This window comes from Nostoc flagelliforme FACHB-838 (assembly GCF_014698065.1).
GTDB lineage: Bacteria > Cyanobacteriota > Cyanobacteriia > Cyanobacteriales > Nostocaceae > Nostoc > Nostoc flagelliforme_B.
Map to the genome: position 1 here is coordinate 72,918 of NZ_JACJSI010000026.1, position 13,215 is coordinate 86,132.

At 40.5% G+C, this 13,215-nt stretch carries 10 protein-coding genes and 1 pseudogene; 4 read left to right on the forward strand and 7 right to left on the reverse strand.

What is annotated here, in order from left to right; all coding sequences use genetic code 11:
• Positions 1-12: 12 nt before the first annotated feature.
• From deoC to H6G97_RS15355, 4 genes are all read left to right on the forward strand, one after another.
• A complete protein-coding gene (gene deoC / locus H6G97_RS15340) occupies positions 13-693 on the forward strand; it encodes a deoxyribose-phosphate aldolase (RefSeq protein ID WP_190941583.1) in 681 nt (226 codons plus the stop codon).
• Positions 694-797: 104 nt separating this feature from the next.
• Positions 798-1,727 (forward strand): DNA repair protein RecO, encoded by a 930-nt coding sequence (gene recO / locus H6G97_RS15345; protein WP_190941585.1) that lies wholly within the window; start codon positions 798-800, stop codon positions 1,725-1,727.
• Positions 1,714-3,351, forward strand: coding sequence for an MFS transporter (locus H6G97_RS15350; RefSeq protein WP_190941611.1), 1,638 nt, complete (start codon positions 1,714-1,716; stop codon positions 3,349-3,351). The genes recO and H6G97_RS15350 overlap by 14 nt, the downstream gene beginning before the upstream one ends.
• Positions 3,352-3,704: 353 nt before the next feature.
• Positions 3,705-4,853, forward strand: coding sequence for a glycosyltransferase family 4 protein (locus H6G97_RS15355; RefSeq protein ID WP_190941588.1), 1,149 nt, complete (start codon positions 3,705-3,707; stop codon positions 4,851-4,853).
• Positions 4,854-5,081: 228 nt separating this feature from the next.
• On the opposite strand, the gene H6G97_RS15360 is transcribed toward H6G97_RS15355, so the two are convergent.
• The 7 genes and pseudogenes from H6G97_RS15360 to H6G97_RS15390 form a co-directional block, all read right to left on the reverse strand.
• Entirely contained in the window at positions 5,082-6,845 is a 1,764-nt protein-coding gene (locus H6G97_RS15360) for a DUF262 domain-containing protein (RefSeq protein ID WP_190941590.1), read from the reverse strand.
• 261 nt (positions 6,846-7,106) lie between these two features.
• Positions 7,107-7,895, reverse strand: a complete 789-nt coding sequence (locus H6G97_RS15365; protein ID WP_190941592.1) for a peptidase — start codon at positions 7,893-7,895, stop codon at positions 7,107-7,109.
• A 10-nt stretch (positions 7,896-7,905) separates the two neighbouring features.
• Positions 7,906-8,139 (reverse strand): preprotein translocase subunit SecG, encoded by a 234-nt coding sequence (gene secG, locus H6G97_RS15370; RefSeq protein ID WP_190941594.1) that lies wholly within the window; start codon positions 8,137-8,139, stop codon positions 7,906-7,908.
• Between the two features lie 150 nt (positions 8,140-8,289).
• On the reverse strand, positions 8,290-9,888 hold the full coding sequence (gene gpmI, locus H6G97_RS15375) for a 2,3-bisphosphoglycerate-independent phosphoglycerate mutase (protein ID WP_190941597.1): 1,599 nt from the start codon (positions 9,886-9,888) through the stop codon (positions 8,290-8,292).
• A gap of 221 nt (positions 9,889-10,109) precedes the next feature.
• Entirely contained in the window at positions 10,110-11,795 is a 1,686-nt protein-coding gene (locus H6G97_RS15380) for an ABC-F family ATP-binding cassette domain-containing protein (protein ID WP_190941599.1), read from the reverse strand.
• Between the two features lie 155 nt (positions 11,796-11,950).
• Entirely contained in the window at positions 11,951-12,211 is a 261-nt protein-coding gene (locus H6G97_RS15385; protein WP_190941601.1) for a hypothetical protein, read from the reverse strand.
• Between the two features lie 102 nt (positions 12,212-12,313).
• Positions 12,314-13,150, reverse strand: a pseudogene (locus tag H6G97_RS15390) (Rpn family recombination-promoting nuclease/putative transposase).
• Positions 13,151-13,215: the final 65 nt, after the last annotated feature.

The window sequence follows — 13,215 nt, forward strand, 5'->3', positions numbered from 1 at the left end:
GCAGAAGACACGATGGCAGCAGACTATCCAGACATTGATATTGCGCCATTTATCGATCACTCCCTGTTAACCCCAACGGCTACTCCAGAGCAGGTTGAGCAATGGTGTGAAGAAGCATATAGATTCAATTTTGCGGCGGTTTGTCTGTTCCCCGCTAATGTTAAGCAAGCAGTAGAACTCCTCCACGGTAAAGACCCCAAAGTCTGTACGGTGATTGGTTTTCCTTCTGGTGCAACGACTTCAGCAGTGAAACTATATGAAGCTCAAGAGGCGGCGGATAGTGGGGCCACTGAGTTAGATGTGATGATGAACTTGGGCTGGTTAAAAGCTGGCAAAACAGAAGAAGTCCACCGAGAGATTGCCGAAATTTGTGAAGAGACTGGGCAAACAGTCAAGGTAATTTTGGAAATCAACCTGTTGACGGATGCGGAGAAAAAAATAGCTGCTGAAATCTCTATGGAGGCAGGAGCGACATTCTTAAAAACCAGTACAGGCTGGAATGGTGGTGCCACAGTCACAGATGTACGACTTTTAAAGGAACTTGCAAAAGACAGAGTGGGAATTAAAGCTTCAGGTGGTATCCATACTATCAATCAAGCTCTAGACTTAATCGTAGCGGGTGCTACTAGATTAGGCACATCTCGCGGTATGAATTTGCTCCGCCAGCGCGATAACGTGGGAAAGAGTGAATAGTCATTCGTCCTTTGTCCTTTGTCATTTGTCATTTATCCGAAGCTAATGACCCTTGACTAATGATTAATGACTAATAACTACTAATGGCTAGTGACTAATGACTAATGAGTAGAACCTACAAAGCAACTGGTATTAATCTTAAAACCCAGGCGCTAGGAGAATCGGATAAAATAGTGACGATTTTGACACGGGAATTCGGTCTGATTCGAGCAGTGGCTTCAGGGGCACGTAAACACAACTCCAGTCTGGGCGGTAGGAGTGGGATGTTTGTTGTCAATGAATTATTGATTGCCAAAGGGCGATCACTTGATAAAATTACTCAAGCACAGACGTTAAAAACTTACCCTGGTTTAGCTAAAGATTTGGGAAAATTGGCTGCCAGTCAGTATTTAGCAGAAATAGTCTTGTGTCAAGCTTTGAGCGAACAACCCCAAGAAGAACTTTATGAGTTGTTCAATGAACATCTCCATCGGTTGGAGGCGTTATCTAGTGCAAATCCATCTGGGGTTTTGGCCCATCTGGCTCATGGGGTGTTTCACCTTTTAGCGTTAGCAGGAGTAACGCCACAAGTGCAAGTCTGCTGCCTATCTGGAAACCTCCTCAAGCCAAACTTTACAGATCCAAACTGGCAGGTAGGATTTAGTATCCCTGCGGGTGGAACGGTTTCTTTAGAAGCTTGGGAACGTTTGCGAAGAAAGGGGGAGAGGGAGAGGGAGATACAAAGAAATTCATCTTTTTCTCCATTACCCAATCACCCTATTATCCTATCACCTGCAAAACCTGGCTCCCAAACAGTTGTTGTGCATAGGCAAGAAATACCTGTGATTTCTAGTCGTCCGAGTGCTATGGAACTGGCTTTGCTTCAACATCTGTCACAACCAGAGATAATGCAAATTGATGGTGCTAGAGATCATGACTGGTTATCTGTTGAACAGATTTTGCGCCAGTATGCTCAGTATCAATTAGGTCGCCCTATTCGCTCTGCTACCTTGATCGACTCTTATTTTGCTGCTAACCATGATGCAACCGTCTGATTTGGATAAAAAAATCCTACCTTTGTCACCAAGCCTCGCTAAAAAACAGAATAGGGTATCAGATCCTACAGTCAGGAATCACTTGAGTGCTGTTTCACAGTGTACACCTAGTCAACTAAATGGCCAAGAAATGTCCCCAAAAGACGTTTCTAAAAACAATCAAAATTGTACAGACCAGATCCCAAAAACTGATATTCTAAATCAATCAGAAAAACAATCTGAGGACAAATTAACTACTGCCCAAGAAAATAGCAACGGGCATTTGCCAGCAGCTACTATCCCAGAAAAAGAATCACCAACATTAAATGGATCTGGTTCTGGTGGAGAAGCTGTTTCAGGAAATATCAAACAGCAGGGGTTTTTACCTGTATTAAAAAACCCTAATTTTTTGGCTCTTTGGGGCGGTCAAGTTTTTTCCCAACTAGCAGATAAAGTATATTTGGTGCTGATGATTGCTTTGATTAATACTCAGTTTCAGGCTAGTAATCAAAGTATTAGTGGTTGGGTATCAGCCTTGATGATGGCTTTTACGATTCCAGCTGTATTGTTTGGTTCCGTGGCTGGTGTATTTGTTGATCGCTGGTCGAAAAAGGCTGTGCTGGTGGCAACGAATATTTGGCGCGGCATCTTAGTTTTGTCAATTCCCTTTCTGATGTGGTTGACTCATGACTGGAAACCCATAGGAGTACTGCCAGTTGGCTTTTTGATCATTCTGGGTGTGACTTTTTTAGTTTCGACGCTGACGCAGTTTTTTGCACCAGCAGAACAGGCGGCAATTCCGTTAATGGTAGAAGAACAGGATTTGCTCTCGGCAAATTCGCTTTATACGACAACGATGATGGCATCGGTGATTGTTGGGTTTGCTGTCGGGGAACCATTGTTAGCGATCGCAGATGGACTTTGGCTGCAAATTGGTGGTAGTGGTAGTTTGGGCAAAGAATTTTTAGTCGGTGGTAGTTATGCGATCGCAGGACTAATTTTATTCCTGTTGGCAACTAACGAAAAACACCATGATCCCGATACAGAATTCCCTCACGTATTCTCTGATTTGCGGGATGGTTTTGCCTACCTCAAAGCAAATCATCGCGTCCGCAATGCTTTACTTCAGCTGATTATCTTGTTTTCTGTCTTTGCAGCATTAACTGTTTTAGCCGTTCGCATGGCAGAAATAATTCCCAACATGAAAGCCTCACAGTTCGGCTTTTTACTAGCAGCCGGCGGTGTTGGCATTGCTGCGGGAGCAACAATTCTCGGTCAATTTGGTCAACGCTTCTCCTATACCAAACTAAGTCTGTGTGGTTGTGTGGGCATGACAGCATCCCTGATTGGTCTATCAATATTTACAACCCAACTGTGGCTAATTCTGTTACTGGTGATGCTATTAGGTATATTTGGGGCACTAGTGGGTATTCCTATGCAAACAGCGATCCAAACAGAAACACCTCCAGAAATGCGTGGTAAAGTCTTTGGTTTACAAAACAATGTAATTAATATTGCTCTCTCTTTACCTTTGGCATTAGCAGGTGTAGCAGAAACCTTTGTAGGATTGCAGGCAGTTTTTTTGGGATTAGCTGCGATCGTCGTTTCAGGAGGTATATTATCCTGGTATAACTCACAGAAGTAATTATCAGCTAACAAGAGCTATTATTTATTACTTTTAAGTAATTAATATTTACTTAAAGCTTTTCTGTTCATGGTAAACTGTGGTCAGTGAAAATTTATCACATACTTGTGGGATATCAATCTGACATTAGTCAGAATAAGTTGTTTAAATATGAGAAATAAACAACTTATAAGTAGAATAAATAAAGCCATAAACCCACTGGTTTAATCAGCTTAAAATAGGCTTTTTAAACTAAATTATGTTGGGAATCTGTAATAAGTAAAAAAACCAGCAAGTATAGCTAGATAAAATAAAAATCACGAAGGACACACAAGTAATAGATCAAACCCGCTTTTCTTACAGCTAAATAAAGAATGCGTATAGCCTGGATTGGAAAAAAATCACCCTTTTGCGGCAATGTCACCTACAGTCGAGAAATTACAAATGCCTTGCTAGACAAGGAACATCAAGTTAGCTTTCTTCACTTCGCCCAAGAAGAGTCTGAACCTGACAACTGGCCAAATCTTCGAGAGGTTTCCCTACCTTTCATTTACAAGTCCCAGGTTTATACAATTCCCACTTTTAAAGCGACCAAAGTTTTAACTGATTCGTTGCGAGAAATCAAGCCAGATGTAGTCCATGCTTCCTTGACGTTATCTCCTCTAGACTTTTTTCTACCGGAAATCTGTGAGGAGCTGAAGTTGCCCCTAGTTGCCACTTTTCACACGCCGTTTGCTGGAAAGGGGGCAAAGCTGGTATCGGGAACACAACTTTTGGCTTATCAGCTCTACGCACCTTTTTTAGTTAACTATGATCGCGTGATTGTATTTTCCCAAATTCAGCGAGAATTATTAGCAGGGATGGGCGTGAGGGAAGAGAATATTGCTGTAATTCCCAACGGTGTTGATACCGTCAAGTATTCTCCAGGATTTTCTCAAGTCAAAACAGAATTTAAAGCCGAACGTTTGTTTGTCTATCAGGGTCGAATAGCGCCAGAGAAAAATGTCGAAGCCCTCCTCCGGGCTTGGAAGCAGTCGGCAATGGGGCCAGGTACTAAGTTGCTAATTGTTGGCGATGGCCCTTTAAAGTCTTCTTTAGAGCAATTTTATGGTTCAGAATACGGCATTATTTGGTTGGGATTTATCGCTGATGAAGACCGACGGATCGAAATTTTGCGGGGCGCAGATGTATTTATTTTGCCTTCATTGGTAGAGGGTTTGTCCCTATCTCTGTTAGAAGGAATGTCATGTGGGTTGGCTTGTTTAGCAACAGACGTGGGTGCAGATGGAGAAGTTTTGGAAAAGGGCGCAGGTATAGTTATTAGTACTAAAACAGCGCGATCGCAATTAAGAACCCTCTTGCCAGTGTTACAAGACCATCCAGAGTTAACAACCTTACTGGGGCAAAAAGCCAGACAGCGTGTATTAGACCGCTATACCCTTAGTAAAAATATTACTCTGCTCGAAGAACTTTATAAAGAAGTTTTAGCACAACGACCTCTACCGCTAAGTCGTAGAGCGTAGGAATAAATAAAGGGTAGTTAGAAAGAGTAATGAGTTAGGTTATTGTTTTGTTGAATTTTGAATTAAGCTAATGAGCATTTAAGTTGCATAAAACTAGGGCTGAAGCCCTTAGTAGAAGCGAATCAGTCTGGAAAAATGAATGGCTATTAGCTTATCTCCAATATAATTTAGAGGTTAGCAAGCTATAATTTTGCTGCCTCTTCATATTAAAAAAATTGATGCTCTACCTTAGACAACATCCCAAACTATCTTGGCCAATTGAGCTAGCATTTCTTGCCGACACTTTATTGACTCCGAATTCCATTCATTAAATACACTCAAATCTCTTACTGCACGGTCGATTGCTGTATTTATACCAATATTGACTCGCTCTACTATTGACTTAGTAATTAAAAATTTAGATTTTTGGTAAGCATTTTTCTTGAATTCAAAGGGTTTATTTTTTATTGAAGTATTAATAGATTTCTCAATTAAGGCAAGATTTCCAAGATATTTAACATACTGATATATTAACTCTGGTTTATCAAATGAAGATTTCACAGCCTCATAGCTTTGAGGCAATATGTGTTCAATTTCGACATTTTTATTTATGTAGTTTTTTAAAGAAGTATGAGCTTCTATTTCTCCATAGGCTAACTCATCAATATGTTGTGTAAGTTTAGCTAATATATATTGCATTATTTTTTTTCGTACTGAATCTTCATCAAGTTGACGAAAAGCAAGTATAAATTTTTCAGATAGCTTTTGCTTCTCAGTCTGAATTTCTTCATTTATGAATTTATCTAGTGACTGTTTGTCACTAATTTGTCTAAGCTTAGATGCCCATTCCACAAATAAAACTTCAAGTTTACTTGATCTAGCTTGTGTAATAATATAGATAAATAAAAAATTCTCAATATGCTTACAAAGTTCTGTGAACATTTCCTTAGAAAGATGTTGAGCCGCTAAAAGTAGTACAAAGTGTTGATTAGTAGAAAGATAAGAGATATTTACTAAATAACGATTAGATTTACCAAAGGTATCATTCCCTTCTTTAAAATTTGCAAATGCTTTTGCCGATCTTAAAAGTGAATCAATAAATTCAAATGGCTTCTGATCATATCCACATTTATCTTTATTTTTATCGAACCATTCATAGATTTTATCTTCTCTTATACGTTCTGAATCATATTTTGAAATAATAAAGTAACGAAGAAATCTAATAGGATTTTCATTAGATTTATATGGGATTTTCAACATTTCCTTCCATTTACTTTTAAGTTTTTCAAAGTCTTTATCTTTGATTTGGATAAACATCAGGTTTTTGAGTAAGTCTACGGCATCAAGACCAACGCCACGGTTATTGATAGTTGCAAAAACTTTAAGTGCATGAGACATACTCTTTGTTTCTACACGAACTACCCTCACATTTTTAATAAAACGTGCATAGAATAGTTTAACTTGCTGAATAGGAGCTTCATCTTCAGCAAATTCATCTTTTAGAAATTTCAAGGCAACTTGATAAGTATTTTTGATGCGCTGTACAGAACTATTATCAGAAATTTCTTCAAAATTTTGTTGTTTAGCAATTTTTTCTAAAACATTTCGGCTTTCTTCATCATACTGAAGTTCTATTCTTTCTTTAAATCTTTCATTACCGTTTTGTTCTACAAAATATGAAGTGAGAAATTCTTTAAGTTTTTTTTGAGGTTCATTAGAGTTTAATTCTTGGATAAAATCTCTTACTGCACATAGAATTAGATATGCAGTTGTCATTCTTTGTTGACCGTCTATGAGTTCATATAATTCTTCAGATTTGCAGACAATAATACTTCCTATAAAACACTCCCAGTCTGAACCTAACTTGTTATCTAAAAATGGGTCATGAACATCTTTAAGAAGTTCTAAAACTTGCTTTTGTTCCCAAACATATTCACGTTGATAGGCTTTAACTACATAAAAATCCTGAAATAGTTCTTCTAACGTATAGTCACGAGATTCGATTGCTGCCATTGAATTATTTTCTCCTTGCTTTAGTCTTTAATTTTTATATTATTACAATTTTATAAAGATTATTTACACAATACAATACATCATTTTTTGGGTAAATGAAGTACATGGTTAAGGCGAAAAGGTGTTCATGCTTACTATAATTTGTACTCCACCAAGTAGCAATCTGCTGTATACGCAATGTGCACCTTTATCTCAATTAAAAACAGATTTATACAGATTTATTTATTATATTTTCAAACTTAACTATTCATACTTAATTATTTACCATCCTAAACTGGTTGGCTGTTCATAAACCCGCTTTAAAGTATTTACATCTCTGGGAGAAATAGGCAACGGGTTACGAACTTGGGAAAAGTATAGGGCATCAGTTTGTAGCGGACTATGACCCCAAATTCCCAGTGCATGACCGAATTCGTGGCGGGTAGCTGCAATGAGATATTTACCTGTTTGACTGGGACTTAGCAAGATGGTGAAGCGGTGGGATAAAACTTTATTGCTGGTATATAACTCGTAAGTAGTTTGTGCCGATTGCGCCCGGGGTATATTACTACCAGGGTAAATTTGTAGAGGTGGCGCTTTTCGCACAATCGTAATATCAGCAATTTCTGGCTGTTCGACTATTGTCAAAGGCAAATAATTACTCCATTCTTGTACACCCTGCAAGACAGCGTTAACCCATGCTTGAGCTTGTTTTTCGCTGATGTCTTTTGGTGGTTCTACATAAACTCGAACAGGAAATTGTGACCAGATTAAATAACCAACTTGGGTTTTTGTGACTTGGGAAAAGTAGTTACCACTGTTGGTAGTATCTTGCCACTTTGCGAGTGTAGGCGGTAAGGGATGAGGTTTTGAAGGAGATGATGGAGATAGAGAGATTATTAAGTTTGAATATCCATATTTTGGTATTATTGTAAACCCGTCACTTGACTGGAGATTAGTAAAAAAGATTAACAGCCCTGTGCCAAGAAAAAAGACAAGGGCTGTAATTAACCGCCGTGAAATTAAATTTATTAGGCTCTTAAGTATTGGGTGTTGGGCTATTTTCCCCATTAACCTATCCTTATTTAGGCAACCAACCGGCACTTAAAAGCACTGTTAAGCCTAAAAAGATTACTGTCAATCCCCAAGTAATTCGATTTAAGGTATTTTCTGCACTTTTGGTGCTGCTAAATAGCTGGGCTTGTCCGCCAATGGCTCCAATGCCATCACCTTTAGGGCTATGCAGTAAAACTAAGATAATCAAACCTGTGGCGGAAAACGCCCAAATGCCTTGCACGATATTAGTAACTGTCATGGTAGGAATCTCATTTATAAAAAGTTTCAAAAAAGATGAGTCAGGGTTGGAAGTTAGGAGTTAGGAGTTAAGAATTGGGAGTTAGGAGTTAGGAAAGTTTTAATTCATCACTTTTGACTATTAACTCCTCACTATTAACTCCTAACTCTTTTACAGCCCTACTTGCACGGGGGTGCGAGTGCGTTGCAGCTCATATTCTGCTGTTTTCAGAAGCGATCGCCCGGTCATTTCTGGTGGCTGAGGCAGCTGTAAAATCTCTAGAATCGTGGGGGCGATGTCGGATAGCTTGCCATCGCTTCGCAGTTCGACATTTGTACCATATCCAGGTATTTTGACTTTCTCGCCTTCTACCAAAATTAAGGGGACTGGGTTAGTAGTATGAGCTGTCCAGGGATTACCCCCTTCATCTAGCATATACTCAGCGTTGCCGTGGTCAGCAGTAATAATTGTTGTACCACCGGCTTTGATAACGCTCTCTAACAAGCGTCCCAAACAGCGATCAACTGTTTCGATTGCTGTAATGGTAGCTTCAATTTGACCAGTATGCCCTACCATGTCTGGGTTGGCATAGTTAATCACAACTAGGGAATATATACCCTTTTGAATCGCTGCGATCGCAACATCTGTAACTGCTGCTGCTGACATCGCTGGGGCATGATCGTAAGTAGCTACCATTGGGCTGCTTACCAGTTCCCGATCTTCTCCAGCAAAAGCTTCCTCCAGACCCCCATTAAAAAAATAGGTGACGTGGGCGTATTTTTCTGTTTCGGCGGTGCGGAACTGATTCAGACTATGATTGGCTATTACTTCTCCCAGAATATTACTGAGATTCTGCGGTTCAAAGGCTACAGCCACGGGTAAGTCTGAATCATACTGCGTAAACGTGACAAAAGACAGTGGTGTGATTTGCTGTCTTTCAAAACCGTTAAACGTGGGACTGACCAAAGCTTGAGTCAGTTGTCTAGAGCGATCGGGGCGGAAGTTGAAAAATATTACCCCATCCCCTGGTTCTATTGCGCCGGGTGCAATTCGGATTGGGTTGACAAATTCATCTTTTACCCCTTCGGCGTAAGATGCTTGCAAGATTTCTACAGCGTTGCGATTATCACCTGAACCATCTTGAGTCATCACGTCATAGGCGCGTTTGACCCGATCCCAACGGTGATCGCGATCCATCGCGTAGTAGCGACCGCTAAGGGTGACTATGCGCCCAATTCCTGTGCGGTCTATATAATTTTGCAGCATTGTAATTGCTCTTGCACCGTCAGTTGGGGCGGTGTCACGACCATCGGTAATGGCGTGAATACAAACTTCTGGGATTCGCTGGTTCTTAGCTAAGTCAAGTAGTCCGAATAGATGGGTGATATGAGAATGTACCCCTCCCTCAGAACAAAGCCCGACTAGATGCAGCTTGCTATTCCGAGAGCGAACTTCCTGGCAGATTTTAACGAGTGCTGGGTTTAAGGCAATAGAACCGTCTTCGACCGCATCAGAGATGCGTACCAGTTCTTGCGGTACAACTCGCCCAGCACCAATGTTCAAATGACCTACTTCCGAGTTGCCCATTTGACCTTCTGGCAACCCTACGGCTTTTCCTGATGTGCGGATGAGGGTATGCGGGTAAGCTGTCCATAAACTGTCCACAATGGGAGTTTTAGCAGCATTAATAGCGTTTCCTCGCTTTTCCTCGCAGTAGCCCCATCCGTCTAAAATGACTAGCACCACAGGAGCAACAGGTGCTTTGGTCATAGTAAAATTGCCCTTTACTTTTTGTAATATCCGAATGATACCACTGCTAAACCACGCCGCAAGTGAATTTTTGCTTATTAATTTATTTTATGAAAGACTTGCAGTTTTTTGAATGATTTTTTAAACTTTAGCAATTTTTATGTAACGTCGGTTATTGCTAATAACAAGTAATTACTTAGTAGTAGCATTTTAGCACTACTACTAAGTCGGTATTCAATCTCTTATTTCTTTTTACTGGAAGCTTTTGCAGCTTTTTTAGCAGCTTTTTCAGCAGCGATCGCAGCTAACTTTGCTTGTTCTTTTTCTTCAGCAATTTTCTGGAGATAGTAATGATAGTCTCCTAAGTAAACGCGGAATTCACCATCACGAATTTCGACGATTTTGTTAGCTACTTGAGAAATAAAGTAGCGATCATGGGAAACTACAATTGCTGTCCCATCATAATTTTTGAGCGCTTCTTCCAGCATTTCTTTAGCTGGAATATCTAGGTGGTTTGTTGGCTCATCTAAAATTAATAAGTTCGCGGGACGTAAGAGCATTTTTGCCAAAGCCAAACGAGCTTTTTCTCCTCCACTTAATGCCCCAACTGCTTTAAATACAGTATCACCAGTGAATAAGAAGCGTCCCAAAAGCGTGCGGACTTCTTGGTTATCCCAGTCTGGAACTTCATCATGGATAGTTTCCATGACAGTTTTCTTCAAGTCCAAAGCTTCAGCTTGATTTTGCTCAAAGTAACCGGGAATAACGTTGTGATCCCCTAATTGAACGCTACCTTCTGTGGGTTGTTCCATACCCATAATCACGCGCAGAAGGGTAGATTTTCCAGCACCATTGGGGCCAAGAAAAGCAATGCGATCGCCTCTTTCAATTAGCAGATTTGCTGCTAAAAATAGAATTTTATCACCATAAAGATGAGTTAAATCTTTAATTTCTACTACTTCGCGTCCACTGCGTGGTGCAGGGGGAAAACGGAAGTGTAGAGTTCTTACCCCAGCGATAGGTGCTTCAATACGCTCAATTTTGTCGAGTTGCTTTTCTCGGCTTTTTGCCTGGGTACTGCGGGTAGCACTGGCGCGAAATCTATCAACAAAGGTTTGCTGTTTCTCTAATTCTTTTTGCTGGCGTTCGTAGGCGCTAAGTTGTGCTGATTGGCTTTCGGCTTTTTGTTCCAAATATGCCGAGTAGTTACCAAGGTAGGTACTGGAAACGCCACGTTCAGTTTCCACAATTTGGGTGCAGAGGCGGTCAAGGAACTCCCGGTCATGGGAGACTATTACCATCGGCGTAACTAGCCCTCTGAGGTAATTTTCCAGCCACTCAATGGTTTCTAAATCTAGGTGGTTAGTCGGTTCATCCAGCAGCAACAAGTCGGGTTTTTGCAGGAGAATTTTACCTAAACTCATCCGCATTTGCCAACCACCACTGAAGGCACTGACGAGGCGATCGCCATCTTCTAGCACAAACCCCATCTCTGGTAAAATTTTCCCAATGCGTGCATCTAAGTTGTAGCCATCCAATGCTTCAAATTTGCGCTGCAACCGATCCAACTTGTCGATCAGTCGATCCAGTTCCTCTGGGCTAGCTGTTTCCATCTCTTGTGGCACATGCGCCAGAGATAACTGTACTTCGTTGGCTTCTTTGAAGACAGTCCAAAATTCTTCTCTAACGGTGCGGGTGGGGTCTACTTCAAACTCTTGGTTGAGGTAGGCTATATGTAAGCTATTAGGACGGATAATTACGCCAGAGGTGGGTTCCATTTCCCCAGAAATGATCTTTAACTGGGTGGATTTTCCAGCACCGTTGACACCGACTAAGCCAATGCGATCGCCTGGTTTAACTTCCCAGTTGATATCTTTGAGAACTTCGCCTGTGGGATAAATTTTACTTATATGTTCTAGTCGCAGCATTAAGTTTCTCTCAGGTAGGGAGTGGGTGGTTGAGGACGAAGTACTAACACCGCCTCTAATATTAACAAAAATTAACTATAAATTCGTCGTGAGAAAGTCTGAAAGCTGCAAACCAAATTTGGCTTGAGCCACGGATAAAATTTACCACATATATCTCAAGGCTGGCTTTGTGTTACTTGTCTAACTTCTTCGACACTGAAATCAAATGCCTCTGCCACTTGTTCCACAGTCACCCCAAATTTCAACAAGGTGGGTATTAATTTTAATTTGGCTCTACGCTCCCCTATTTGGATGCCATCATGATAGAGTTTCGCATTTTGAACTTGGTTTATAGTTAAACCTAATCCCTCCGCAACTTGCTCAATAGTTAACGCTAAATTTAATAGACGAGGTACTGATTGCCGTAAACCTTCCAAACGCCCTTATTCAAATGCTTCTTGATAAATTTTTGTATCTTTGAAACTCATAGTTCCTATGTTGTAGTCCACCAATTCCTCTACTCCTTGATCAGAAGAATCCTACTGCGCGGCTTGTCTGACTTGTTCGACACTCAAATCTAGCGCCTGTGCTACTTGTTCTACAGTCAACCCGGCTGCCAACATTGCTGGTACTGCTCTGAGTTTGCCTTGCTCAATGCCTTGAACCTTACCTTGTTCAATGCCTTGTTCGATGCCTTGAACCTTACCCTGTTCAACACCTTCCTGAAAGGCTTCCTGATAAAATCTGGTTTGCTTTAACTCGCTTAATCCAAACATTTCCTCCATCTCCTCCCTACTCATTGTGGGAAACTTATAAGCCAAAATAGTCTCGATAAATTGTAATAATTGCTACTGTTTTGCTAGTGAGTTTATCTCTGACTTAGTTCTGTCTATCAACTCCCTTGCTTGGACAATTGCTATATCGTCGGTTGCAATTACTAATTTAGCAGTTGCAATGCCAATTGGAAGCGATGCACCTTCACCTAATTCATCCAAATAAATGCGCCTGACGCGCCCACTTGTGAAAAACTCACGGTAATGTTTGATATTGCCTATATCTACATTCCTGTTTGGATATAAAACCACAGCACCCCAGTCATTTGATGGTTGATTTTGACGGAGGTATAAACATATTTCTGCAATTAGCCGTGAATAAATTTCCCCATCAGCTTGAAATTGTACTTCTACAAAGTAAATCGGATTCTCGCTTCCTTGTGTAGGCAGAAACACACCATCTATTCTGAAGGCTGTTTGTTTGATTTCAACTGATGAAAATTGATAAAAGCTAGCTGATTCTGGAGGATTACCAATAAGTTCAAAAAAGATATCAGAGGATGTCTGAGAAGTAAGAAAGCCCACATAACGGTATCCTGTCATTAGAAAAAATACTTAAGTATGACAGCGTTATGAGAGCTATGGTGCGAATCGTTGGCTAGAAACTA

Excerpts from the sequence above, each read along its gene's own strand:
- deoC (WP_190941583.1), top strand. The coding sequence starts at position 13 with ATGGCAGCAGACTATCCAGACATTGATATTGCGCCATTTATCGATCAC.
- recO (WP_190941585.1), top strand. The coding sequence starts at position 798 with ATGAGTAGAACCTACAAAGCAACTGGTATTAATCTTAAAACCCAGGCG.
- H6G97_RS15350 (WP_190941611.1), top strand. The coding sequence starts at position 1,714 with ATGCAACCGTCTGATTTGGATAAAAAAATCCTACCTTTGTCACCAAGC.
- H6G97_RS15355 (WP_190941588.1), top strand. The coding sequence starts at position 3,705 with ATGCGTATAGCCTGGATTGGAAAAAAATCACCCTTTTGCGGCAATGTC.
- H6G97_RS15360 (WP_190941590.1), bottom strand. The coding sequence starts at position 6,845 with ATGGCAGCAATCGAATCTCGTGACTATACGTTAGAAGAACTATTTCAG.
- H6G97_RS15365 (WP_190941592.1), bottom strand. The coding sequence starts at position 7,895 with ATGGGGAAAATAGCCCAACACCCAATACTTAAGAGCCTAATAAATTTA.
- secG (WP_190941594.1), bottom strand. The coding sequence starts at position 8,139 with ATGACAGTTACTAATATCGTGCAAGGCATTTGGGCGTTTTCCGCCACA.
- gpmI (WP_190941597.1), bottom strand. The coding sequence starts at position 9,888 with ATGACCAAAGCACCTGTTGCTCCTGTGGTGCTAGTCATTTTAGACGGA.
- H6G97_RS15380 (WP_190941599.1), bottom strand. The coding sequence starts at position 11,795 with ATGCTGCGACTAGAACATATAAGTAAAATTTATCCCACAGGCGAAGTT.